Source organism: Paenibacillus sp. IHBB 10380 (assembly GCF_000949425.1).
Taxonomy (GTDB): domain Bacteria; phylum Bacillota; class Bacilli; order Paenibacillales; family Paenibacillaceae; genus Paenibacillus_AQ.
Genome location: NZ_CP010976.1, coordinates 3,615,984 through 3,640,579 on the forward strand (window position 1 = coordinate 3,615,984; position 24,596 = coordinate 3,640,579).

At 40.4% G+C, this 24,596-nt stretch carries 20 protein-coding genes, 2 pseudogenes and 1 riboswitch; of the genes and pseudogenes, 7 read left to right on the forward strand and 15 right to left on the reverse strand.

Annotated elements, in window-relative coordinates:
• Nucleotides 1–60: 60 nt before the first annotated feature.
• From UB51_RS16170 to UB51_RS16205, 8 genes are all read right to left on the reverse strand, one after another.
• A complete protein-coding gene (locus tag UB51_RS16170; protein WP_044878190.1) occupies nucleotides 61–894 on the reverse strand; it encodes a TIGR02452 family protein in 834 nt (277 codons plus the stop codon).
• Between the two features lie 46 nt (nucleotides 895–940).
• Nucleotides 941–1,492: a riboflavin biosynthesis intermediates N-glycosidase gene (locus UB51_RS16175; RefSeq protein WP_044878191.1), complete on the reverse strand. Its 552-nt coding sequence runs from the start codon at nucleotides 1,490–1,492 to the stop codon at nucleotides 941–943.
• The gene (locus UB51_RS16180) at nucleotides 1,489–2,382 is read right to left on the reverse strand and encodes an NUDIX domain-containing protein (protein WP_044878192.1); all 894 of its coding nucleotides are present in this window, start codon (nucleotides 2,380–2,382) and stop codon (nucleotides 1,489–1,491) included. Before UB51_RS16180 ends, UB51_RS16175 begins: the two co-directional genes overlap by 4 nt.
• A gap of 850 nt (nucleotides 2,383–3,232) precedes the next feature.
• Nucleotides 3,233–3,826, reverse strand: a complete 594-nt coding sequence (locus UB51_RS16190) for a DUF1349 domain-containing protein (RefSeq protein WP_044878194.1) — start codon at nucleotides 3,824–3,826, stop codon at nucleotides 3,233–3,235.
• A gap of 128 nt (nucleotides 3,827–3,954) precedes the next feature.
• Complete coding sequence (locus UB51_RS16195; RefSeq protein WP_044878195.1) at nucleotides 3,955–4,662, reverse strand: DNA alkylation repair protein; 708 nt, start codon at nucleotides 4,660–4,662, stop codon at nucleotides 3,955–3,957.
• Between the two features lie 344 nt (nucleotides 4,663–5,006).
• Nucleotides 5,007–6,335, reverse strand: coding sequence for an SMI1/KNR4 family protein (locus UB51_RS16200; RefSeq protein WP_044878196.1), 1,329 nt, complete (start codon nucleotides 6,333–6,335; stop codon nucleotides 5,007–5,009).
• Nucleotides 6,296–6,499, reverse strand: a complete 204-nt coding sequence (gene rhuM / locus UB51_RS27230; RefSeq protein ID WP_082063162.1) for a RhuM family protein — start codon at nucleotides 6,497–6,499, stop codon at nucleotides 6,296–6,298. The genes UB51_RS16200 and rhuM overlap by 40 nt, the downstream gene beginning before the upstream one ends.
• A gap of 58 nt (nucleotides 6,500–6,557) precedes the next feature.
• Nucleotides 6,558–7,487 carry a helix-turn-helix transcriptional regulator gene (locus UB51_RS16205; RefSeq protein ID WP_044878197.1) on the reverse strand — a complete coding sequence of 310 codons (930 nt, stop codon included), beginning with the start codon at nucleotides 7,485–7,487 and terminating at the stop codon, nucleotides 6,558–6,560.
• A gap of 98 nt (nucleotides 7,488–7,585) precedes the next feature.
• Here UB51_RS16205 and UB51_RS16210 point away from each other — a divergent pair, with 98 nt between their 5' ends.
• Nucleotides 7,586–8,020, forward strand: a complete 435-nt coding sequence (locus UB51_RS16210) for a pyridoxamine 5'-phosphate oxidase family protein (RefSeq protein ID WP_044878198.1) — start codon at nucleotides 7,586–7,588, stop codon at nucleotides 8,018–8,020.
• Nucleotides 8,021–8,482: 462 nt separating this feature from the next.
• A pseudogene (locus tag UB51_RS27940) lies at nucleotides 8,483–8,668 on the forward strand (IS5/IS1182 family transposase); the annotation flags it as partial.
• Nucleotides 8,669–8,858: 190 nt separating this feature from the next.
• Here the strand turns inward: UB51_RS27940 and UB51_RS16215 are convergent.
• Together UB51_RS16215 and UB51_RS16220 are read right to left on the reverse strand one after the other, a co-directional pair.
• Nucleotides 8,859–12,005, reverse strand: coding sequence for a hybrid sensor histidine kinase/response regulator (locus UB51_RS16215; RefSeq protein ID WP_044878199.1), 3,147 nt, complete (start codon nucleotides 12,003–12,005; stop codon nucleotides 8,859–8,861).
• A gap of 756 nt (nucleotides 12,006–12,761) precedes the next feature.
• A complete protein-coding gene (locus UB51_RS16220) occupies nucleotides 12,762–14,609 on the reverse strand; it encodes a P-loop ATPase, Sll1717 family (RefSeq protein WP_044878200.1) in 1,848 nt (615 codons plus the stop codon).
• A gap of 517 nt (nucleotides 14,610–15,126) precedes the next feature.
• Here UB51_RS16220 and UB51_RS16225 point away from each other — a divergent pair.
• The 3 genes from UB51_RS16225 to UB51_RS16230 all read left to right on the forward strand — a co-directional run bounded on the left by UB51_RS16225 (nucleotide 15,127) and on the right by UB51_RS16230 (nucleotide 18,045).
• Nucleotides 15,127–15,945, forward strand: coding sequence for an amidohydrolase family protein (locus UB51_RS16225; RefSeq protein ID WP_052675968.1), 819 nt, complete (start codon nucleotides 15,127–15,129; stop codon nucleotides 15,943–15,945).
• An 18-nt stretch (nucleotides 15,946–15,963) separates the two neighbouring features.
• Nucleotides 15,964–16,239 carry a hypothetical protein gene (locus UB51_RS29055; protein WP_052675969.1) on the forward strand — a complete coding sequence of 92 codons (276 nt, stop codon included), beginning with the start codon at nucleotides 15,964–15,966 and terminating at the stop codon, nucleotides 16,237–16,239.
• Nucleotides 16,240–16,395: 156 nt separating this feature from the next.
• Nucleotides 16,396–18,045, forward strand: a complete 1,650-nt coding sequence (locus UB51_RS16230; protein WP_044878201.1) for a glycoside hydrolase family 19 protein — start codon at nucleotides 16,396–16,398, stop codon at nucleotides 18,043–18,045.
• 109 nt (nucleotides 18,046–18,154) lie between these two features.
• Here the strand turns inward: UB51_RS16230 and UB51_RS16235 are convergent, their stop codons facing one another.
• A complete protein-coding gene (locus UB51_RS16235; protein WP_044878202.1) occupies nucleotides 18,155–18,640 on the reverse strand; it encodes an SRPBCC family protein in 486 nt (161 codons plus the stop codon).
• A 361-nt stretch (nucleotides 18,641–19,001) separates the two neighbouring features.
• A riboswitch (purine riboswitch) is annotated at nucleotides 19,002–19,101 on the forward strand.
• Nucleotides 19,102–19,266: 165 nt separating this feature from the next.
• Between UB51_RS16235 and UB51_RS16240 the strand changes: the two genes are divergently transcribed.
• Complete coding sequence (locus UB51_RS16240; protein ID WP_044878203.1) at nucleotides 19,267–20,466, forward strand: NupC/NupG family nucleoside CNT transporter; 1,200 nt, start codon at nucleotides 19,267–19,269, stop codon at nucleotides 20,464–20,466.
• A gap of 42 nt (nucleotides 20,467–20,508) precedes the next feature.
• Nucleotides 20,509–21,030: a cupin domain-containing protein gene (locus UB51_RS16245; RefSeq protein ID WP_044878204.1), complete on the forward strand. Its 522-nt coding sequence runs from the start codon at nucleotides 20,509–20,511 to the stop codon at nucleotides 21,028–21,030.
• Between the two features lie 307 nt (nucleotides 21,031–21,337).
• Here UB51_RS16245 and UB51_RS16250 read toward each other — a convergent pair whose 3' ends face one another.
• From UB51_RS16250 to UB51_RS16270, 4 genes and pseudogenes are all read right to left on the reverse strand, one after another.
• Nucleotides 21,338–21,730 carry a hypothetical protein gene (locus tag UB51_RS16250; RefSeq protein WP_044878205.1) on the reverse strand — a complete coding sequence of 131 codons (393 nt, stop codon included), beginning with the start codon at nucleotides 21,728–21,730 and terminating at the stop codon, nucleotides 21,338–21,340.
• 48 nt (nucleotides 21,731–21,778) lie between these two features.
• A pseudogene (locus UB51_RS29060) lies at nucleotides 21,779–22,674 on the reverse strand (Imm51 family immunity protein).
• Nucleotides 22,675–22,777: 103 nt separating this feature from the next.
• On the reverse strand, nucleotides 22,778–23,599 hold the full coding sequence (locus UB51_RS16265) for a hypothetical protein (protein WP_044878207.1): 822 nt from the start codon (nucleotides 23,597–23,599) through the stop codon (nucleotides 22,778–22,780).
• Nucleotides 23,600–24,499 carry a LysR family transcriptional regulator gene (locus UB51_RS16270; RefSeq protein ID WP_044878208.1) on the reverse strand — a complete coding sequence of 300 codons (900 nt, stop codon included), beginning with the start codon at nucleotides 24,497–24,499 and terminating at the stop codon, nucleotides 23,600–23,602.
• Nucleotides 24,500–24,596 lie beyond the last annotated feature (97 nt).

A 24,596-nucleotide genomic window follows, 5' to 3' on the forward strand; every position in this document is an offset into this window, starting at 1 on the left:
ATACGGTTCACCGTATCATAAGTAGTGCGAATTAAAATGAGCACCTAATCGGCCATTATGTTAGCTGTACCCATTGAACTTCTTTTCAAAAGCATGAATGCACTTACCCTCTTTGGAAGTGTCCAATACCGCAAAGCGAATTTCCGAAAACAGTAATCCCAAGCCTTCATCCTCCAGAAGCTCTCGCCACCATCCTGCCACCTTCACCGGTTCGTTCCGGAAAACGCCGCAGCCGTAGGCACCCAAGATGAGGTTCATATCGCCTTTTTGGGCGAATATTGCTAAGGCCAGTCGCATCCGGTCTTTCATCATACATTCCGCCTTCCGGGGGTCCTCTCCCTTAAGCAGAACCTGCCCATAATTCACGGCGGGCAGAGTCAATACTGAAGCTGTCACCGGCCGCTCTATAAGGTCGAACCGCTGGTCACGGAAAAACACTACGTCAGGCGAATAGATGGCGTGATTAGTATACATCATCGATTTCCAGGCCCGATTAGCCTTGTAGTAGCTTTCATTGCGCAGCTGCGTTTCATATAATCCGCTGGAGGCAGCCAGGCTTTCTTCCTGAGCCATCGCCCCGTTTAAAAATCCTCCTCCGGGATTTTTTGCGCTAGCGAAGTTTAACACGCCGACGCGCCCTTTCCCTGTCTCCGCAAAATCCAAAATCGCCTTTACTGTGGTCTCGTTGGTGACAAAATAAGCGGCTCCTTGCGGCAGCCTAGGCAGCCCGGCGATTCCCCGCACCAGTGTTTCTCCATATTCCGGTGTAATCAGCTCGCTGTTTTCCTCCGAATGCTTTTGTGCAGTGGCGAATTCTACCCGTCGCCCCTTATATTCATAGAAGCCTTGGCGCTGTATTCGTAATGTTTCCTCGGCAATTTCTTTTCGTTTCATTTCATTTCATCCCCTCTTCTTCCATCAATAACAATTCCGGTAGATGTTAATCCCGCAGCAATTCGTCCCTCGCTTCGGTCAGCACAAATCCGAGTAAGTTCCTACCACGCCATTTTATGGGATTCTCCACGTCCGGGTTGGACTGCCCCATGCCGATCCCCCAAATGCGATCCCGTGGGCTGGCTTCGACGAGAATACGGTTTTTCGTTGACTTGAGATATTCGCCAAGCTTCGGATTCTGCGAAAATTTGGCCAAATTGCCTCTCTTAACGATGCCATAGCATTCGTTGTCCCAAGTGTCCTTATCGAAGTTTCTAACTGCACGCCCGTAGGCTTTCATCTCCTTGGGATGCTTAGCTTTCCGAATCGCGTCCAACATTTCGTCATCTCCAAACAGTCTTGCTTTCTCGGACATCATAAACTGCTCGACACAGGAATACTCGTTCCCCTCTACCACGAAAGGGCTCATCCACCATTGGCTGAAGCAGCTTTTGTCGACGCCGCCGTCTTTTGGCGGTGTATGGCCCCAGAAGAACACAAACTTGAACGTTTTGCCCGCGTTATATGCTTTTCTTAACTGCTCAATATTGTATATCATCGATATTCCTCCAAATTTCTCCGAAACAAGCGGGAAGGACGGTGTCCCGCATTTTCAGTATAATGATCGGTCTCCGCCACGAGATACGCCACTTTACGCCGGAAGGCGGCTTTCAGTAGCTCTTTGTCCAAGATCACCTCGTAAACCTGCTGCAGCTCCGTCAAAGTAAAGAGGTGCGGCATCAAGTGTAGCGCAATATCGGTATAATTCACTTTTCCCCGCAGTCGCTCAATAGCGCAAGCGATAATCTTCGCATGATCGAAAGCCAATCCGTCATTCGATACGATGGAGTAGGCGGTTGACATCGAGGTCGGCTTTGACGTCATCGTCCGATCCACAACTGCCGTAAGCTCTTCCTCTTCGCTGCTTAGCTTGAGCTCGTATTCCATCGTTTTCACATACCCATTCTCAATAAGCTCTTTCCGCTCACGCAGGAGCCGATAGGTTACCTTGAACCAGGCTACGCCGACAGCGTCATCCCCTGCTTTCAGCTGTACCTGATCGCTGTTAATTAAGGCCATGTAGCTGCAGCTCATCACCCAGGTGCGAGGGTCCCTTCCAACATCGCTGAAGGTGTACAACTGCTCCAAATATACGTCATCCACACCGGTTTCCTCACGCAGCTCCCTCACCGCCGCCTGCTCCGTCGCCTCATTCGGCCGGACGAAGCCGCCCGGAAGCGCCCAATTGCCCAGGAACGGGTGACCTCCGCGGCGAATGAGCAGAATTCGCAGCTCTTTTTCCGGAAGCTTGCGGTAGCTGTCCGCCTCCGTGTCTGTGACGGTGAATATGACCACGTCCGCCGCCACCGAAGGCCGCTCGTAATCCCCTGCACGGTACTGCTCGAAAAATTCACGTTCCGTAAGTCCATCGCGATCCAATAAATTCAAGGGTCCTCACCTCCATTGTTATTTATTCTAGCCGTACAGCTCTCCGAAATAGTTCCGGTAGGACTCGAACTTCGCCAAGACCTCGTTTACTTTGTGCATTTGTTCCTCCTGGCTTCCTCGCAGCGTGATAAAGGGAATCCGCCGTTCTTTCAAATCGCAATGATTTGCTTATGAAAAATATGCCGCTTCTGATCCCCACTTACGGGCTTCATCTACCCGCCGGTCCGCCGCGCCTAAGCGACACTCATATGCTCGCCGTAAAACTCGCTGGAGTAAAAATGCGTCACTTGCTCGCCCTTCAGCCGCCCCATATTTTATCCACTTTCATTCAATTTCTGAACCTTTACCATCCAGTTATAGTTAGTAACATTTTGATAATAACATTTTATTAATATCAAATATTGCAAAAATGCAAGGGAGATGCAAGAAAAAACGTGAAGATGATTCCCCATAAATCTGGCCCTGCCCCATTGGCCCGTGATGGTGTTCACCATTGCAAAAAGCACCCCTTATCGTCTTCATCGTCCTAAGCATCAGGGTTGTCCAATGTCGACTATATGGGGTGCACTAAGGGCTAGAACTACTATAATGTCAACTATCAAGCATTGGACATAACAGGATAATGGTCGACAAGTAAACGACCGAACCCAGTTAGTCCATTTCAATCCTTGGATCAATCACTCTTTGCTTTCCGGTTATCACAGACAATATTTTTTCTGAATTTCGCAAATGACCTTAACAAGTTAATTTACAGAACCTCCTTTTTTTTGTTACGCTCCATCAAAAAAATAAAAGAGGGTATCCCTCGGTCATATGACTTTGGGACACCCTCTAGTTAAACTGAAATTTGTTACTTGTGTTCTTTCCATTGACATTCAGTAAATTTCATTTCTGTGAAAATGGCTTTAAACGAAGATTCTTCTGGACTGCAAGCATAAATACCAATCTGTATATCGTCGGCTCCTTCAAAAAGGTGTGCAATACGCATTTGCTTATAGTGAATACCATCATAAGAATTTTCAATACAATAATCGCTTTCACGTCGGCTTAATCTGTAATACATAAATTTCTGTGTTGCAGCAATATCCGTAGTTGCCCAATCAGAATATCCTAAGTTCGTTACAACACTTCCCAATTTCTGATATTCTTCATTTTCATATTCGATAGAAGCCTTTATCCAGTTATCACTATTTTGATAGATGATTACGCCGCACTGGTCGAAGCGTTGTTTACTGTCAAATTCAGTTTTCACTAAAAAAGAAAAGTATTTCTCATTGGTTTTTATTAACAGAGCAGGAGCATTATTGTTTTGAAATCCATAATATGTTCTTTGCCAAAAATCTGTTCCAGCTTCTGTTTTAATCACAATTTCTCCATTACTAATGGTATATTCATTAGGCTCATGTACCCAGAATAAGTTATCTTTTTGAAATGTTAACTCCATATTGATTCCTCCATAAGTTCTAATTTATCCATCAGCTGAATTAGAATACATTTCTATTGATATAATTAAACCTTACGGTTCACCATATCCCTTTAAAGGCGAGCTCTTCTTAAATATAAAAGTACTTTCTAACACCTTACATATTTGCGTTTGAAGCCGAGCCGCTCTTTTTCTACTGCCTTTTGTATATTAACGGAAGCATTCAAGAACTTGCTTTTTGCGGTACCCCGATTGACTTCTACCGGACCTACTTCCTTCGCCACTTCGACCGCCTTATCATGAAGCGGCAGATAGGATACCGCCACAGTATATATGAAATTGTTCATCGCGTATTTTGTGCGTTCGGGAGCATCATGAATTGTATTTTTGATAATTTCTAACATATCAGCGATTTTCTCTTCGGAAAATTCACTGTCCGGACGATTACCGAGCAGCCAGCAGTAACAGCTCCAGCCCGCCGACATTCTCAGCTCTATATCGCTTGCAATCCATTTATCAGCAACTTCTTGCGCAATATCCGTTTCTGCCAAAGTTACTGCTACCACAAAATCCGATAGCATATAGAAATAAGCTCCATCAATCCACCGTTCAAAATCCGACTCAGACATTGCCTTCGGATCGGCGATCACCCCCGCAAAGTACATGGCGTCGTAATTCCCTGTGGCATAAAGCTGCTCGGCCAATGATTGATTGCGTTTTATTTTCCTGAAGATGGGCTTCATCTGGCCTGTAGCCACACCAAAAAGCGGTTCGTGTGCGCCATTGGATTGGTATATCTTCTTGGTGCGTTCCTTGCCGAGAGCTTCAAGTTCTTGCATGACCGATTCTAGGTTCATTATTCGCACTCCTTTTTGATGGTTTGTCCTTAGAGATAAGCCGTCTTTACTTGAATATATCATAAAACGGCCTTAATCCAATGAAACCAGAACCAAGACCGCTTGATTTCTTTCGCCCTACTTATGATACGGTTCAGCTTAACGGATCTATCGACGAAAAATCCGCCGCGGCACATAGTTACCAAACGTTTCTTTGTTTGGTCCAGGACTATGATCCTCATACACACAGAAGGCCGTCGAAAGATCTTGTGGTTATTAGACCCACTAACATTTTTACGATTACGATAATCTAAAGTTCGATTTATAGTCATGCATCCGCATTGTATGGATATTGAGTAGTTAAATTATTCTTTGTCAAAATGATCATCTGGCAAATTTAATTCTTTCAAACAACCTATAAATTTTTCCCTGAAATTATTTTTGCTTTTATATTCCGGCCATACAGCCTTATAATAAGGCAATAACTTCTTATGAGGGATAATGCCCCAAAATAAAATAGTGTTTTTCACAACCTCCTTGTCGCCACTCATTAACATCTGTTCAATGGTTTCCCAACTTTCCGATTTGTCATTGCAATTGCGTGTGGCATAGATTGCGGCAGTTTGTATATTCGAGTCGGTGTGGCACAAAAAGGGCGCAAAGTTTTGGAGTGTAATCGCGCCGGATGATTCCAAAACATACCCCACATGACGTAACGTTTCCGGGTCGTGAACCCTGTCAAGACCTTGCAATATCACTTTTATAAATTCTGCTAAATCAAAAGATTTACCGTACCAGTTCAGAATATTTAAAGCTTGTAAATAATCCTCATTTCTTTCAGAATGCAACAGCTCGAGAAGAAAATCTCTTCCCGCGTCAACAGAGGTTTTACAGATTAGCTGAATGGCTGTGGTGCGATCATTTTGTCTTTGCTCAGCAATGCTTTTTAAAAAATCAATGGTTGGCTGGGGGATTTTCTTAAACTTGAACATTGCATCAAGCGCTTTTGATTTGATTTCTTCGTTTGAGGCGTTTTGATAAACCTGCATCAACGCATTTTCATCGCCCGGCATTCTGCTACCAAACCACGCGATATCATAATCCAGAATAATTTCGTCCAGCCAGCGCTCATACCAGTCCAGAAAGTTGTCTTCATAGACAAAGAAAAAGGGATGATCAGGATAAAAATCTGAAGTGTAAACGATTTTCCCCCTGTGTTTTCCTTCAAGTACAAGATACATATCGTATTCGCAGCCTTGTGTACCAATACACAACATGCCGCCCACCACTATATCACGGGCTGCGTCGTATTCCAGATCGGAGATGTCCTCATCATTGATCAGGGGCTCGGTCAGATGGTTCCATTCCTTTTTTGTCATTCTGGGGTGCAGAACACATTTTGTAGTGAGTGCATTTCTATCGGTATAGGAAGTTGCCTTTTCAATCGAATAAATCCCGCAATACGGCCCGGCACCTCCATTTCCGACTTTCGTTAAAAACTGCGTATAAGGCTCCGGGAGTGTGACCTGATTCTTTGCTTGCCAGTCCGCAAGCTCTTTTGCTGTAAGCTTTTCATAAACCCTGTATTTGTGTGAGGATGCTCCAAACACCATAAAAGCCGTATCTTTGCGCATGGCCTTTTCGAGTTTGTTTTTTATTCGATCAAGTTGCGTTTCTTTCTTCCAAAACAACATATTGAATCCCCCTGTTGATTAGCACTTGCTCTGTTTACTATTAGTTCACTCGCTATTTGACCATGTATCGCATTGTGAAGTTTGTTTTGCACCGTAGCGAAAAAATCTTTTGTAATTTCAGCTTTTGAATCATAATCAACAGCAATAACATGGATAGCCGTAATTTTTCGGACTGCTTGCTATCCTTGGACCTTATAAGGAGAAGGTTAATTGCTTTGTATTTCAAAAATATGCTTTTATTGAATCATTGAGCCGTCTCTTCATTTCATTGCGCACATGCTCAGGTTCAATGCATTGGCATTTATCTCCGAAACTCATTAGGATTCCGTAACCATAATCATCTTCAATAAAATCAAGATATGCATAGAATTCGCCATTGCCGAGGGGAGTAATGTTCTCTTCTCCGCAATAATCCAACATCCGGTCGAGGATGGAATGGTTAAGCTGCAATTTTATTTTTTGCATCTTCCTGGACATGGTATCTGTAAACTCTGAAAAAGCCGGGGGAATCTCACGCATGGTAAAGCGGTCTTCCATTCTCTCCAGTTCAGATATGCGGGATAGCTTGAATACCCGAAATTGCTGCCGGTTCAAACAATACCCCTGCACATACCAATGATTTTCTTTCAATAATAGACGATGAGGTTCCAGGGTCCGCATGACCTTGTCTCCTTTAGGGCTTAGATACATAAAAGACAGTATGCTGCAATGCTCCAAGGCTGTTCGAATCACTTCAACTTTGGTCTGCAGATCATTGCTGCCCAGCCAAGCGGATAAGTCAAAAGAGATTTGGTTGGCTTTCAGCGTAATTTCATGCTGTTTATCCTCCGGGATAAAGCTTTTTACTTTGGCCAGGGTAGCAGTGGTTTCCTCACCGGATAATGTATTGGATATAAAGCCAACCCCCATCAGCATAGCGGTAATGTCCTTGACGGTAAAAAAACCTTTTTCTATCTTATACTCATTCATGATCCCAATTCCCCCGCCTACACCGGAGCTGGTCACAATCGGGATACCTGCTTGATTAATTGTTTCAATGTCACGATAAATGGTTCTCAGTGAAACTTCAAACAGCTCGGCCAGCTCTTTCCCGCCCATCTTCTCTCTTTGCAAGAGCAGCATAATGATAGCGATCATTCGTTCCAGCTTCATAAATCATCCCCCTGAAATTTATATACTATGACTGACATAAAAGCTGTCAGCGATACATTGCTATACTAAGTTTATCAAATGCTAAGGAGGAAATATAAGTGGATTACAAGAATGAATTTTACCACACATTAGACAAGACCAACGAAATTGCTCTGGCAACAGCGGTAGCAGGCCTACCCAATGTAAGGATTGTCAACTTCTGCTATGATGCCAGCAAGCCGGGAATCCTGTATTTTGCGACAGATAGGGAGAATCAGAAGGTGGCTGAGTTTGCTCAAAATAACAATGTTGCCTTCACAACCGTCCCCTCTGACGGGTCTTCCGTGCCGCATGCCCGCTCCAATCATGCAGTTGTACATAAGAGCCGGTACACCATAGAAGAGATCAAGGAGCTGTTTATCCAAAAAAATCCAGGATATGATGAGACGCTCGCAGCCATTGGCGACACATTGGATGTTTTTGAAATTCACATCAAGGATGTTTTTGTCATCGTGGATTATAAGACTGCCGGACCGGTTTCTTTTGAGGTATAGCACTGCCAGAAATTCAGCATTCGACGTTTGTTATCGCAGTGTATACGGACTCAAGATAAAACTCTGTTGCTTCGGAAGCATCGGGACCACCAGCCTTTGATTGGATGATCTGATTATACCGAAAAAAAGAAACAGCCTCCTCTAAAAAATAGGAAGCTGTCTCTTTTTGGGTTGAGGGACTTTTTCAGTGGCCTCCAGATACCGCATCGTTCTTTGACCCCAAAAAAGGACGCTGAAGCCCGTTTTCGCTGACTTTTCCGCCGAGGATGGCCCATCCCAAACCCATGTCGGTTAACGCGCTTTTGAAGGTACCTACTCCCTTCCGCACTGTCTGAAATGGCTGGCTTGAGACTAAAGTAGGCTAAGGCGAGCGATTACTCCCTCGGACTCCCCGTCAAATCGTGCATGCGGGTTTCCTTCGCCAGTTCCCCATCTTCAGGAGTGAGTTCTCTTCATTTCTCGCACGAAACCCTAAAATACACGCAGCCAAAAGAGTGTAAAGAATGTCCGTTTAACGATGGACCATGCCAGAAGGTCTTCAAGAAAAAGATCAACGGTAACCCAAGAAAATACACCGTTCCAGCTCGTGGTAGCGACAGTTATTACGATCTGTACAAGAAGAGAACAGCAGTTGAACGCGTGAATGCTGGTGAGTAGCTCGATTCGATATTCTCCGATAACATCGAGTTCACGCTGAAGATTAGCACTTCAAACAAGCTAATCGGGCCTTCTATTTCATCCTCTCTCTATCCAACTTAGCTCCTTCGGGATGAATAGGACATGCCGAAAAATTGCTTTTTACCGCAATTATCTATCCTATATGTACCAGTCACCTAGATTAATCCCCGCTATTCAACCTGTTATGTACATGAAAAGTTACCTTTGTCCCTATACCTAACGTACTTTTGATATGAAGTCCTGTTCCGAAGTGCCGTTTTAATCGCTGATCCGTATTTATCAATCCGACACCTGAACGACTATCTGCTTTTCTTTCTAATATTCGTTGCAATTTAACCTCGTCCATTCCAACCCCATCGTCTTCAACGGTTATCTCTGCATGCGTCTCATAAACAGAAATCCGAATAAAAATCTTTCCCCCACGAATGCGCTTCATAACGCCATGTGTTATCGCATTTTCAACGAGAGGCTGGATCGTAAGAAATGGGACTTTTATTTCCTCGCAGCCATCTATCTCCCAAATAACCTGTAACCTTTCTTCAAACCGAACCTTTTCAATATATAGATAAGAACGCATCAGACTTAACTCCTCTTCGATCGGAACAAGCCTACCCATATCTTGAAATTTAAATTTATTCCTCAGAAAATTGCTGAACTCATCGAGCAAATTACGCATTTTATCCAAATTAATATCGCTTAAAGCTATTACAGCGTTCAACGCATTAAATATAAAATGAGGCTGGATTTGCGCTTGCAGCCATGCAGCTTCTAATCGCAGTTGTTCCCGAACGGATTGTTTAATCGTAGTTAACGCCTCGATCCGTGATTTTATTTCTACTGCTTCCACTGGCTTCGTCACATAATCGTTTGCCCCCGCTATAAAACCGCTCTGAATATCTTTCGGTTGGCTTCTTGCGGTAAGGAGCAATACAGGGAGCTCCGTGAGTGTAAACCGCTCGCGGATCATTCGTGTCAGCTCATAACCGGACATCTGCGGCATCATGATATCGGATATGACCAAATCCCATTCCTTTGTATCCAGTACAGCCAACACTTCTTTACCGCTCGTTACCATCGTTACCTCATATTCGTCCGGCGGTAGTATAGATTCAAGCACTTGAAGATTGACAGGATCATCATCAACAATTAATAGGTGCGGACGATCGCGATCCATTTCTAGTAAAGTTGGTTGTTTCGCAGCTTGCGGGATTCCCACTTTGTCCAAATCGACCGAGGAGGCAATTTCTTGAATCGCCATAGATTGTAATGTATACGGTTTGAATGAGTTGGATACATCATTTTCTTCTTCCGCTTTCAAGTCTGCTAGCTTTAATGAAAATGTAAATGTTGAGCCTTCTCCTAAAGCAGAGGACACATCTAACGCACCTCCATGAAGCTCAACCAGTTGCTTGCTTATACTTAAACCTAACCCAAAGCCACCTTCAATCATGGTCTCACTCGCGCTGGCTTGCTCGTATGGGCGGAAAAGGCGCTTAAGCATGTCCTCGTCCATTCCGATTCCGGTATCGGTAATAACGATATAAGCTCGTCCATCCTTTGCAAAAGCTTGAATCGAAATAACCCCATCATTCGTATATTTCACAGCATTATGAAGTAAATTGAACACGATTTGGATCACCCTATTCTCATCCGCAATTACTGGGGGGAAATCTTCCGAAATCTGATTTGCAATTTGGACAGACTTTACTCCTGCATTAAATTGCAGCATATCCATTACTCCGGTCATGATTGGCTGGATAAATATGGCTCTTTCCTGTAGACGCGGATTGCCTTCCTGTAAACTCATCACATCAATCAAATCGTTCAATATCAATGTCAACCGACGTCCTACGGATAATACCGTTTCAAGCTCCTTGATGCTCCGTTCCTGCAATAAATGCTGTTCCCTTTTTAAAACGGATTGTGACATGTTAAGCATGCTATGCAGCGGATTTTTAAATTCATGCGATGTGTTTGCCAGAAATTGATCCTTATGGTCATTCATTCTTTGCAAGGTTGCAGCAAGCTCTTTGGTGTTCGCATGCATGATAAAGTAGCCCTTAAACCATTCAGAGGCTAAACAACCCATCGCAATAATCATATCGAACGGATAGTAGACAAGACTCAAACCGCTATCCAGCAAGATTAACGACCAAAGAGAATGGTTCATCAACGCAAGAAAAGAGAAAAGCAGTAAAAGATTGCTCTTTAAACATTTTACTTTTTTAAATATTGTAATCAACGTGATAACTGCAGCAATACCAACTAATAGATAATAAACCGGAAAGAGCATAATCACTTGAGATGGATCTAAAAACAAAGTGATGCCGGCAGTCCCTAGATTCATTACTTTATAGACAGGGTACATCCTACGCCAATATGGAAGCTCGCGATGATTCGTACACTGGAGCAAAGCATAGGCTGCAATAACGAAAGCAATATTAGTCAGCCTAAAATCCCAATTAATCCCAATGTAAAATAATTGATGGAACAACTTCTCATCCGTACTAAAGACACTCGTGATCGTTACACATAATGCAAGCAAACTGAAATAAAGCAGCTTCTTTTCCTTATTTCCTAGTAAATACAAAATAAGTGCATAGACAGCATGCATAATAAATATAATCGCTGCCAAAAACTGCATAGAAACGGAAGCTTTCATCTCTTTGGCAATGGCTTCTTCTGAACCAAATTTAATGGATCGGACAATGCCCCCGCTTCGACTATCCACATAATTTGCCGCCTGAATGACGAGTTCGATTACACCGTTTTCGTCTGCTGTAAAGGTTGTAGAATAAGGTAGATCCTTCGAAATATATTCATCCTTTGTTGTCGCCACCTGTCCGGATTTAGTAAGCAATCGACCGTTTACATATAATTCTGATGCAGTGCGTACGCTGGGTACACGAATACTATAATTAAGGTTCTTTGCCGGGTCTACATAAAGACGCAAACGATAAGAACCATACCCGTATAGAGATGGCTTGTCAGCATGCAAAGCTTCATTCCATCCTCCCGGTACCTGAATATGCCTTGGCGCATTATCGCCTAACAATTGTTGCCGACTACCATCTATCAACCATTGCGAGGGATAAAACTCCCATTCCCCATCAAGTAAGAGAATGCTGCCATCTTCTGCATTCCAATTGCGCAAATCGAATTGCCCGTTTTTAATTAGCTCCTGTTTGTGATCACGAAACGATTCCATCCATAAAATACGCGAACCAGATAAAATAGCTAACAGTAACCCTAGTAATAATATAGTATGACTCTTTTTCATTTGGTATTTTGGTGAATGATTTGCCAAGAAGTATTCCTCTCCTAGTCATTTTCTTCTAAGACATTTATGTAGGTCCTAACCCATAGTTTACCTCAATATACATGACAGAGAAACGGACGATAGAGATGTCCTTATGTCTATTATACAGCAATACCTACTTGGAAAACTTTAGTTATTCAAATCGGATATAAAAAAGAATGAACAAAGTATGTCCTTCGTTCATTCCCTCATGACTTGAATTATTTTCACCACACTTTTATCTCTTCAAGGTTAAGTGTTTATTATTTATGATACGGTTCACCGTATCATAAGTAGGGCGAAAACAAAAAGCCCTCCGAGTTAGAGAGCTTTTACCATTGTATCAACCTTTGTACATTTAACTTTTTCATATTGACCTCTGAGCACTGACGAACTTTTTATCACAATGGATTGTGCCAAAGTGTAGATTTTGTCTACTCTCATAAATAGCTAGAGAACATCGGTATAAATCAAAATTTCTACCTAATCATCAATGTGATTGTTCCAAAAGCATCTTGTACAAAGTTTCTTTCGAAATGCTCAAACCCATGACCCCTCAATTTGTTTCAAATCCTGTTAACGCATTTCGTATTGTAACAAAGCAAGCTATTTATATTCCTGTAAGGAAGATCTTACAAAGAAATTCTAGAAGAAGTGGCTGTTACTTGTGAATGGATTCGTCTTTAAGAGTTGAAAGGAAAATGGCACTCCATGTAGGAACCCGAAATAAAGAAGTAGTGCTGCATATGTTTAGTAACAACCTAATTAACCGATGTCTCTTACTTCTTCAGGAACTTTCCTTAACGACCAGTTGGAACTTTTCTCATCGTACTCAATAATTACTGTCTGTAGTTCCTCACCTTCAGTCACAATATCTGTTAAATTATTAATATAAGTTTCCGCCATATTTCTAATATGTATATATGCGGGATAGGACTTTCCATAAAATTTTATTGATCCATATACAAAAGATTTGTTTATACGCTTAACATTAAAAGAAACTACGTCACCTATCTGTGGTTCTTCAAAACGCTTCATGCTGTAATCTAGCTTTTTGCCAACAGATAAAGCACTTTGAAGAGCCTGATGAATCATGATTCTCCATTCATCTGAGATTATTAACCTATCATCCCCCTTATGTTGCCATCTATACATCTGAGATGCTGGCAAGTAGTTTCCTATAAACCCCAATCTATACAAATCATTTAAAACAGAATTAAAATTAGTATCCATAATACTATTACCAAAGAACTTGTTTATCCTTGTTCTTAATTGATTAACAGAAAAAATTGATTTGAATCCAGTAAATATATTAATTATGTCTTCTATTTGTTCAGAAGTATATAAAGCTCTCATTTCTTCTTTGATTTCAACTAGACTATCTATAGAATATTGCTTATGTAAACTAGAAAAAACCGCTTGCGAAAAAGATGTACTATCATTATTAATACTGTTTTGTGCGGATATTATAAATCTTACAATATCGCGTGGTTTGTGCCAGCTATTATTAAGAACATAACTAGAAGGATCAATTTCATGAATGTTTTCCGGAAACCACTGTGCAATAATCTCTTTATCACTTCTAAATTTCTCTTGTTCTTCAGACTCACTTAATGCAATTCTTCTTAATAAAATTTGCATTATAGGATGACTAAATGAATTGGTATTATTGTAGTTCCATTTTAAAGGTATCTCAAAACCAGAGGTAACTTTATTTAATTCTTTTGTTACAATGAATCTTGAAATTGCATTTACAATTTCAGATCTAATAGAACATATTATTTTTATATTGCTCATATTAGATGAAGAAAAAATCGAGTTAAACCTTTTAATTGTAAAAATTAAATCTCTAATTAAATATAAATCCCTTTTAAATACTTCTTGATCTCCGAAATATGCTTCAAGTTCGTCAACAAAAATATGATAAGGGATATCTGTTTTTGTTAGTTTTGATAGAGCATCCTCTGCATCATCAATCAATTTTACAAAACTTGAATAATTGTTTTCCTTCGTATCTTTGCCGAGATCAACCTCCATTTCAGTTGCTATTGACATTCCTGATGGATCTTTGTAAGGAATTCCTATCTTTACTTTATTTGGAATTATGCTTTTTTTGGTATTCAATGGTCCCTTAATGGTAGATACTATTTTCCTAAATTTGATCCAGTATTCATTATCCTCAAACAAACCACCGTTAAATTCTTCATTATCTGCTACTATTCTTTTAAATAACAACCATCTCCATACATATTCAAATTCGGAATTATTTAAAAGCGTATCTTTGTCAATTGTTATTGAGGATAGATTTCTCTTTGAGTATTTCTCAAACTCATCCCTTTTCAAATCAGCAAATTCTTCTTTAAAGAAAACAAATGATGAGCAAGCACTACTATCTCTTTCTTTAATCAAGTTATCCAAGTAGAACAATAGAGCTGTTTTTCCAGTTCCTTTATATCCCGATATAAAACAATGGTTACCATTTAATAATGATTCTAAATTAATGTTTTGAGGTACTATAAATGTTTTAATAAAACCAGATATGCCATCAAAATTTATTTCGTCCTTGGCATCAGGTTTCCCTGAGTATATATCCTTTACTGCTATTTTTCTCATAATAAGTATCTCCCAATGTTATGTCATTATAGAAAACCTAAATCTTCGACAATCGCTTTTATTTCTGGTCGAAGCGAAATATTGTCTTTCAAGAACGATTTCCCTAACCCATCATACTCTAATCACATTACTAATTATACCAAATTATTCTAAAAGGGGATTGAAAAATTTCGCCTCATTTATGGTACGGTTCCCTCCGATTTATCTTAAACCCATGATAAATCTACCTTTAATACAAATACGAGCTTGCTAGGTGATCCGAATGGATTGAAAACAGCTCTGCAATAACCCATGACTGAATCAACAGACCTTGACTTAGGGATTCCAAATAGGATCATCGTTCACGTTGTTACTTTGCTCAGCTATCAAAAATAGTTGAGTTTATTTCTGTTTTATACCATACTTTATTTAGTTGGAAATGTTTCCAAAATTGATGAGATATAGACAAAAACTAATAGTTTTGATAGAAGCAAATCTCTCAATCTGATAAAACAATTGTGTTCAGGGAGGAATGAATATGTCGCCGAAAAAATTGCAGTCTGTACTTTGCACTTTAAGTCTTGTTGTTCTAGTTGTAACCGGGTGTTCAACAGGATCGAACAGCGAAGTAATCGTTGAACCTCTTACTGTGTATGAACCGAAGCCAGAACTAGAATGGGTTCATTCGATTCGTAGTGCTAAAGATACCCGTAAGAAATTATCCGAGTTGTATCAGGATATTACCCTCATTGACATTCACAACCATGCCGCAGAGAATCCAAGTGCTGTGAATGAGTGGACGAAATATGGGATCGACCGGATCGTATTATTCGGGGATATTTCTGAGCCGAGCGCCCAAGCTACCGATCAACTCGCTTGGGAACATTATCGCAAAGACCCGTCACACGTCTATCCATCCTTCGCAGGGTTTCCAATCTATGAAGAAGAAGGCCTATCCATTGTGCAGGAGAAATTAGAGCAGGGTTATCTCAACATCGGAGAGGTCGCTGCGGCATCAAGCTTTTCACCCGTTGTATCTCAAGTGAAGTGGAAAGCCAAACACCCCAACGATGGCAATCTTCCACAAATCTATGAACTGGCAGCCAAATATCACGTCCCTGTCCTGCTACATATCGATCCTCCGAATGGTCAGCCCATTGAACACCTAGAGAAAGCACTGGAACAGCATCTGGATACAACACTTATTTTTGGACATGCCAATGCTTACAATACGCCTGAAAATATTAAGCACTTATTAGACAAGCATCCCAATTTGTACATCGATTTTTTTGCAGGGTTTACCGCTTATAGTCCAGATAGCACCCTTACGCTGAAGGATTTTGTACCTCTAATGTAGCAGTATCCGGATCGGTTTATGTTATCTACTGACTCAGGCTTCGGTTTAGAGCCGGGCCAAGCTGCGGACGCCTTATATGAAACTATTGATCTTCTTTCCGCAGAAACCGCACTGAAAGTCGCTTATCTCAACTATGAACGAATGATTGAACTCCAGCCACCCACGGACACTCAGATCGCGAAGATCAAGGAGCTTGCTTCAAACCTTGGCGAAACCCAAACCTATCGCTTGAACAAACGGATGGCAAATGAACTCATATTTGAGCTAGAGCAAAAAGTAAAGAAAATGAAATAAACCATCGATGCATGGAGTGCAATTCAATTTTACATGATTATCCATAACAAATTATTCAAAATTAATCTAATATAGTCTTTATTGACTATAGATAATAGATTTGGAGTCTATTATAGTAAATAGTGTGATATAACTCACTAGTATAGGAGGATTACTATGAAAAGTAAGTTGACAAGTAACAAGCTAAAGCACGTAAGTATCACTTTACTGTCCGCCTTGTTAGTATTTGCACCTTTGGAAGCGGTTACAAACACTGTCTCCGCAAATGCCGTAGAGCAACAAGAACAGCAAGCTTCATTAACCGCATCGCCTTGGGTGTCCACTCAAGTGTACTTGACAGGTAATAAGGTCAGCTATAACAACAATGTGTACCAGGCTAAATGGTGGACGCAGGGCGATGTACCTGGTGCTTCATCAAGCTCACCTTGGCTGTTACTTGGTCCGGATACGGGGGGCGAGCCAGATCCTACCCCTCCTACAGCTCCAATGAATCTTGTATCAGCGGGGCAAACAGCTAACACGATCACATTGACTTGGGATGCCGCAACAGACAACATTGCTGTGACGGGTTATGATGTTTACCGTAACGAGACGAAGGTCGGCTCCTCGGCCAACGCATCCACGCTGACTTACACCGACACAGACTTGCAGCAGGATACCCAATACACATATTATGTAAAATCAAAAGATGGCGCAAATAACACGACAGCAAGTTCGAGCATCGACGTAAAAACGTCTCTCGGCGAATTAAACTCTGGCCAGAGTCGTGTACTAACCGATGCGCAAGTCACATCGCTATGGGGCGGTATAGATCCACAATTTTCGCCAGCCAATGCGATTGCAGCCGTACAGAGCGCACTACCACAGGCGGAATACGAAGCGCTGTTCCCTATGCGCATCGGCACGCCTGCGTGGCACACATTTGCCGCAAGTAAGCCGTATTACAAACCTGGACAAGTAGACTATTATTCGTATAGTAATCTGATCGCAGCGGTAACCGATGTGGCAAATATCAAGTACAAGCTTGAATACCGGCAGGGAGCTACATGGAACAATCGCGTATTCCGATTAGACAAGACAACAAAGACAGAAACACTTATCTATCAAAATGCTGACTTTAACGCTTCGTGGAACTTGACGGTTCCGATCATCTCCAAAACAGTCGATTTTGGTTCATTTATTAAAGAAGGTTCTGCTGTGGACCGCAAGCGCGAACTGGCGGCTTTCCTCTCCAATATTGCGCACGAAACGGGCGGAGGTTGGGCAACAGCGCCTGGCGGCGAACTCAGTTGGGGATTATTTTGGAATGAAGAAGTATCGTATATCAATTCTACCAACATCGGTTACGTTCAGACTCATGCTGACTTCCCGCCAGTTCCGGGCAAATCATATCATGGACGCGGACCGATTCAATTGAGCTGGAACTACAATTACGGACTCATTAGCGGAATTATTCATGGGAATCAAAATACACTGCTCCAACAACCGGAGCTTATTGTGAACGACGGCAAATTGGGCTTTATGACCGCTATCCTGTTCTGGATGACACCACAACCGCCGAAACCTTCGGCTCATGATGTGATCGTTGGCAATTGGACACCTTCGGCAGCGGAAATATCCAAAGGATTAACACCTGCGGGTTTTGGTATTACCATTATGATCATCAACGGCAGCTTTGAAGGAAACAAAGATGAAACTGACTATCGGGTCGGCCGCCGCGTTGGTCATTACCGTGACATTACGACGAGAATGGGTGTCGATATTACAGGCGAGAAATTGAATACGATCGGCATGAGTCCGTTCTAGAACGGGGCTACACCTGCAAAAGAGGCTGACCTATACGCGTCCCTTCATCAAGCGCATCGCAATTAGCGCTTAATGGAGACGTGTGACGGTCAGCCTCTTTGTATGTCACTTAACTATTTTCAAGGAACTTTTTGATTAGTTGTACATATTGTTCATGCCATCTTTTCCATTCACTGTCCCGTGATTCTAGTGTCCTTCCTTCCAATAATTTGCTAATGACTTCCAAACAAACATGCCACCCAGCAAGATCCTTTGAGGTATGATCCGTAATTTTATTAATCTTTTCTATTAAGACCAAGCGACACCCATTGGGCTCTAGATATAACTCGAAACGAACACGATCCTCACCCCATGTATATTCCAAAATAGAACACATCTTCAGCTCGATAATTTCAAGTTCCTCAAATATATCATCCTGCATATTGAACTTAATAATCCCTCCTTCACGGAGGTCATCGACTCGAAGCTCAGAAAACCATTTCTCCAACTTATCATTCTCAGTCAACGAAGACCATACCTTTTCAACAGAATGCTTTAGATGCCTCTCAAAACATGCGATATATCCGTTTTCAACGCATTGTATGACTGCTAACATATTATTCCTCCTTATCAAAATGATTTCCTAAATTATACAATTTGTTAGACCGAAGTTGTCAAAAAGGCTCAAATCTATCGTAAAACCAGTCGAAAAAAGCAATGCGGGATGACCCCGAAAATATGTCAGTGTCTGTGTGCAACGTACGTCCTCATATTCGTCTATTGATGATCAATCATAAATATTAACATTAATTTGTAATTCAGAGAAGTTTGTATCATATATATCCATTATATTCGATTCTGACCTATATAAACGTTATAAGGAGGATGTTCTTTGTAGCGTTCTTCAGGTGTAGAAGCGATAAATGAAGTCAATACTTTATTATTTTTATACATTCTGCTATAATTCAACCGAACATTAAAAGTGAATAGTTTTCTCTCATATAATCGCAGGAATATGGCCTGCGAGTTTCTACCGAACCCCGTAAAGGCTCGACTATGAGTAGCGATATATTGGTGTTGCAGATTCCTATGCACGATTATTAGGAGTCTGGATTTATTTGAGCCCCAGAAAATATTGTTTACTTCATAGAGTGAACATATTTTCTGGGGCTTTCTGTTGATCTATCGAGAGATTCATTTTTAATGTGTACAACTTAGAAAATTCAAAAGGAGCATACCCCAATGTATTTTATGATTAATGTTCTTGGAATTATTATCTTATTAGGCGGAAGCTATCTTTTGTCGTTCAACAAAAAGGAAGTGGCAGTAAAGCCAATCATGATCTTGCTTGTCTTGCAACTAGCCACAACTTGGTTTATGTTATCGACCGATATTGGCGCAAACGTGATTTCGTGGATTTCCGATTTTTTCTTATGGTTAATCAATAGTTCAATGTCCGGCGTGAATTTCGTATTTGGAGAGTTGGCACCTCTTGATGGTTCCACATTCACGTTCTTTATGAATGTATTAATGCCGATTATTTTTGTTGTGGTATTCTTTGATATATTAACGTACTTTGGCATTTTGCCAGCCCTTATAAATGGGATAGGATGGGTCTTTTCTAAAATTACGAAAACTCCTCGCTTTGAGAGTTTTTATGCTATACAAGTTATGTTCTTAGGGAATAATGAGGCATTGGCGGTAACACGTAGTCAATTAAGTAAAATGAATGACAAACGGTTGTTAACGGTTGCGATGATTAGTATGTCTTGTGTTAGTGCCGGGATGCTAGGTGGATATTTACAACTATTAGACGCAAAATATGTGTTAACGGCCATTCCTTTGAATGCAATCGGTGCGTTGATTATTACCTCTTTAATTAATCCGTATCGTCTTACAAAAGAAGAGGATATCGTTTATTCTCCAACAAAATCTGAAAAAGGCAATTTCTTTGATATGATTTCAAAAAGTATGATGACTGGCGGTAAACTAGCATTAATTATTGCCGTTATGCTTATTGGATTCGTCTCCCTTATTACAGCTATGAACTCCTTCTTAGGATTGTTCAATGCTAACCTCACGCTGGAAAATATCTTTGGGGTGATTTTTTCGCCAATCAGCTTCTTAATGGGCGTTGATTTTTCTCAAATATTCACTGTGGGTCAATTAATGGGTGTGAAAATTGTTCTAAATGAGTTTGTTGCTATGACCAATTTAAGTGAAATTCTCTCTAGCTTAAATCCGCATACCGAAGCTGTAGCTTCTACGTTTCTTGTTTCTTTCTGTAACTTTACGACAATTGGGATTATTCTTGGGAGTATGCAAGCATTATTTGGAGATCAAAAATCTAAATACATCGCAAAGTATACATGGTTATTATTGGTGAGCGGTCTTCTTGTTTCTACTTTAACTGCAATGGTTGTAGGGTTATTCGTTTGGTGATTTTAAGGAATATATTACACATCTAATAGGAGGCATAATGCTATGAAAGAACATGACGCAAAGTACTATGTAACAAAACTTGGACTAGATCCGCATCCAGAGGGTGGGTATTATAAAAGAACATTTGAATCTAAGGAACAAACTTCAGATCGAGAATTAACAGTAAATTTTGATGGGAAAAGAAATCTTTATACAAGTATCTTCTTTCTATTAGGTTCTAATGACATCTCACATTTCCATCGTTTGAAATCGGATGAATTATGGTATTACCACGCTGGAAGTCCTTTAACCGTTCATATTATTGATGAAAATGGGGATTATAAAGAGTTTAAATTAGGAATAAACTTAGATCTAGGCGAAGTCCCACAAGTACAAGTTCCAAAAAATAGTACATTTGGTTCATCTGTTACAGATGAAGATACATTCTCTTTAGTAGGGTGTATGGTTTCGCCTGGGTTTGACTTTCAAGACTTTGAGTTGTTTACACAGGATGAACTTTTGTCTAAATATCCTCAACATAAAGATATAATAATGAAGTTGGCCTATGAATCCATTCCAGTTTAATTTTACTGACTAAAAAAATGAAACAAATAAAAACACCTTCCGTTGAAAAATAATTCAATGTGGAGGTGTTTTTTCTATCATCAAGACATCCGGAAAAGTCTGTTTTGTTCATGCTGTGCTGCATCCTCCTCGTGAAATCGTACCTCATTTTACCATTCTAACCCAAAAACGAACAAAAAATCGATAGATTCAGCTCAAGCATGGGTTCTTGAGTTGTTAGTAGAAAGATATCCGTCATTTAATGTTGTCTTGCTCTCGTGTTCCGAACCTTTGGCGGGGTGTAATGCTCTCCTGTATCTCACTCTACTTATAATACGATTTCTCCATTACCACTAACATCGAAAAAACCTACTCCATGCTTTTGAGCCAGATTCCGTACCGTTTTGTATGCATCATCAGCACATGACCATGCAAAACAAATATAGATGATATCTCGGCCCATGGAATAGTCAGACACCCTGTGATCTTCTGCCTCCTCTAAAGCATCCAATATATCGTCAGAAGGAGCATATGGTCCATTCATTTGTGGAAATGATTCCTTCATATCAAAGAACCAGTTCCGTAGAGCCTCTGACGAAACAGATGGATCATTATAGCTATGCTCCTCTGCCCATTCTGTCTGTTGCTCATACCACTCCATAAAACTCTTCTTGTCTTTAGGTGCAGAAGTTTTCTCAAATACCATCAAATCATAGCTCATTCTACTTCCCCCTATACATAAAATATGAGCATACAGTACATTCCCTGATTAATCTAATTCAGCGCGAGACAATAAATCCCTAATTACAACATCATCCTCACAAGCATCTTTAAACCCCATCATAAAACTTTCTATAGCCTCTTTTTTGTCAGAATAAGCACAGAACATATCCGCTTCTGAATCAAAACGCACTATGTCTACTAAATGCGGCATTCTTTCCTCCAGAAAAACAGCCGCCACAGATCCCCAATCATAACCGTTGCCTTCAAATCCCTCATCAGCCCGTGATTGGAAAATTTCAGCTTTATACGTACCCACATTCAGAATCACGGACACATTACCACTATCATGCTCTACTAACAGAAACGGTTTGATTTTCTCCGCAACATTCATTACGATTCCATCTCCTCAAAAAGATCATAAACTTCCTCATTTACCAAGCCTCGAATAAAGCTCTCAAAATTTTTGGCCAAAAACGTAATTTTGTAATCATCTTCTTGGTCAACATGAATAACCTCGGGTTCCCCATCCCTACCGCATGTTCGATAATCCAACATCACCACATCATGACCTGCAGAAGGACAGTCACAAATAACGACACCAATGTCGGGATAGCCCCATTCTTCAATCATAAACTGGCTACCGAATCCTCCACACAGAGAATATGTCTTCTTACGTCCGATACCCATAATACCCGTAATAGCAATATGATCTATTGCCCATGAGGTTCCTTCCTCTGTAGGGAAGCAAGTGTTGATTGGTATAACGCCGTTACGTAATTTCATCATAGCAATATAGGAAGCTGGCAATGTATAACCTAGTTCTTCTTCTACTGAAGCAATCAACTCGTCTGTAGGCGGCTCAGCAACATATTTTTTTAAAGCATAATCGCGATCAACCCAAAAGTTTGTGAAGTCAAAATCTTCAAAGGGGACTTTGTCCATTACTCTACCTCTATTCGTTTATAGGATACGAAACACTACTAATAAGATGATACATTAATATTAAAACGTGATGAAGCAGTAGATTCAAATATAGTGAAACATTCTATAACCATTGGGCAAAATAATCCTGCACCGCTTGCTTGGAATACCCATCTATCCCCCTCCAGTGTACAATAGCCCAAAAGTCGTTTTTTCCTCCTCTTCCAGGTCTGTCTTCTTCTGCGTTCAAAATCCCGGCATACGCCATTATTTCCATCAAAAAATCACGTTCACCTTTATTAGAGGGTAAAATACCATTCAGTCTTTTCTCTAGTTGCCGTGGAGCATCTGTTGGATCGCAACTTGTAATGGTAGCCAGTATATTTGTAAATATGACCACGTCCTCTTTATTTACTACTATATCTGCCTCTGTTAGCAATTGTTCAAGATCAAGCATGCAATACAGCATATGATTCAAGCGTACTCCGCCCCACTTGATTCTCTCAAAATTCAACACATTGATATCTTCATTCGTATAATCTTCATGAACAGCTACGCCATATGTATCGCAGACATAACACTCGCCAAAACAAGCATAGGTACTGCCATTGTTGTTAGTCGTATACTTCCCGACATTACTCTCAAAAGGATGGGCAACCATTCGATGAGTCAACGCCCAACTAGAGAGTGCGCTTCTCAAGTACACCTTTCTGGTAGACAGACTATGCAAAAAAGCTCGCGCCACAATTTCCTTCGTAATCACCTTATGCAATTCAATTATTCGAAGCACACATTCATCATGGCTCATCGTAATCGGATCAAACATCAGGCCTTTATCTTTCGCATATTCAAAATCTTCCCCCGCGAAAAAGCGCGTGCCGGTATTCTTCCAGCCATTGCTGCTCCAAAAGGTTTTCATTAATATTAGCTTAGCTTTCTTATCCATTCAGAACACACCTGCCTGTTTATTTTCTATAATCTCAACAAATTTTGTTGAAGCTGGTGATAGAGACACACTTTTTAGAAAACATACTCCGATATTTCTCTTTGGTATTTCTTCATTTAGTTGTACTTCATATAATAATCCTTTATTTAAATACTCTTGGGAAAATTCTTTCGTCACACATGCGATCCCTAAATTTATTTTAGCAAACTCCAATAATAAATCATGTGAACCTAATTCAAATTCTGGCGAAATCTTTATACCTCTAGATATCAGATAATCCTCTACATACCTTCTGGAATTTGATTTGGTCTCAAGTAATATTAATGGCAGTTTCACTACTTCATCAAGGCTTAATGGTTTAGATAATATATTCTTATACTTCTCCCCACAAACAAAAATATCATGGATATCAATACATGGTCTTAGTTCTAATGTAGCATCATTAAGCGGAAAATTACAAATTGCAATATCGACCTCTCCTGATTTCAATATAGAACAGAGCTCTAATGTTGTACCATTAACAATCTTAAACTTAATATTCGGATATTTATTATGAAAAACCTCCAAATATGGAAGTAAAAAATATCTGGAAATCGTATCTCCTACACCTATCTTTAATTCCCCTGTCGTTAAGTTCTTAAATTCTAAAATCTTCTCTTCCCCAACATCAATTAAATTAATAGCCGAATTTACATATTCAAATAGAAGACTGCCTTCATTTGTTAAAGATACCCCTTTAGGTGTTCTATTAAAAAGACGTATATCTAATTCTCTTTCTAATTGCATGATTGCCTGACTAACAGCGGGTTGTGTCATATAAAGATCTTTGGCTGCCTTAGAAAAACTTTCACTTTTTCCTACCCTACAAAATACTTTATATAAATCTAATTTACTTATCATATAAGCACCCCTAATACCTATCATTCAATATATTAATTTTACTTATACCACTCAACCGATGTATATTACAAGTACATAAGTAATTTGTATAAACTTT

Excerpts from the sequence above, each read along its gene's own strand:
- UB51_RS16170 (WP_044878190.1), bottom strand. The coding sequence starts at position 894 with ATGAAACGAAAAGAAATTGCCGAGGAAACATTACGAATACAGCGCCAA.
- UB51_RS16175 (WP_044878191.1), bottom strand. The coding sequence starts at position 1,492 with ATGATATACAATATTGAGCAGTTAAGAAAAGCATATAACGCGGGCAAA.
- UB51_RS16190 (WP_044878194.1), bottom strand. The coding sequence starts at position 3,826 with ATGGAGTTAACATTTCAAAAAGATAACTTATTCTGGGTACATGAGCCT.
- UB51_RS16195 (WP_044878195.1), bottom strand. The coding sequence starts at position 4,662 with ATGAACCTAGAATCGGTCATGCAAGAACTTGAAGCTCTCGGCAAGGAA.
- UB51_RS16200 (WP_044878196.1), bottom strand. The coding sequence starts at position 6,335 with ATGTTGTTTTGGAAGAAAGAAACGCAACTTGATCGAATAAAAAACAAA.
- UB51_RS16205 (WP_044878197.1), bottom strand. The coding sequence starts at position 7,487 with ATGAAGCTGGAACGAATGATCGCTATCATTATGCTGCTCTTGCAAAGA.
- UB51_RS16220 (WP_044878200.1), bottom strand. The coding sequence starts at position 14,609 with ATGAGAAAAATAGCAGTAAAGGATATATACTCAGGGAAACCTGATGCC.
- UB51_RS16225 (WP_052675968.1), top strand. The coding sequence starts at position 15,127 with ATGTCGCCGAAAAAATTGCAGTCTGTACTTTGCACTTTAAGTCTTGTT.
- UB51_RS29055 (WP_052675969.1), top strand. The coding sequence starts at position 15,964 with ATGTTATCTACTGACTCAGGCTTCGGTTTAGAGCCGGGCCAAGCTGCG.
- UB51_RS16230 (WP_044878201.1), top strand. The coding sequence starts at position 16,396 with ATGAAAAGTAAGTTGACAAGTAACAAGCTAAAGCACGTAAGTATCACT.
- UB51_RS16235 (WP_044878202.1), bottom strand. The coding sequence starts at position 18,640 with ATGTTAGCAGTCATACAATGCGTTGAAAACGGATATATCGCATGTTTT.
- UB51_RS16240 (WP_044878203.1), top strand. The coding sequence starts at position 19,267 with ATGTATTTTATGATTAATGTTCTTGGAATTATTATCTTATTAGGCGGA.
- UB51_RS16245 (WP_044878204.1), top strand. The coding sequence starts at position 20,509 with ATGAAAGAACATGACGCAAAGTACTATGTAACAAAACTTGGACTAGAT.
- UB51_RS16250 (WP_044878205.1), bottom strand. The coding sequence starts at position 21,730 with ATGAGCTATGATTTGATGGTATTTGAGAAAACTTCTGCACCTAAAGAC.
- UB51_RS16265 (WP_044878207.1), bottom strand. The coding sequence starts at position 23,599 with ATGGATAAGAAAGCTAAGCTAATATTAATGAAAACCTTTTGGAGCAGC.
- UB51_RS16270 (WP_044878208.1), bottom strand. The coding sequence starts at position 24,499 with ATGATAAGTAAATTAGATTTATATAAAGTATTTTGTAGGGTAGGAAAA.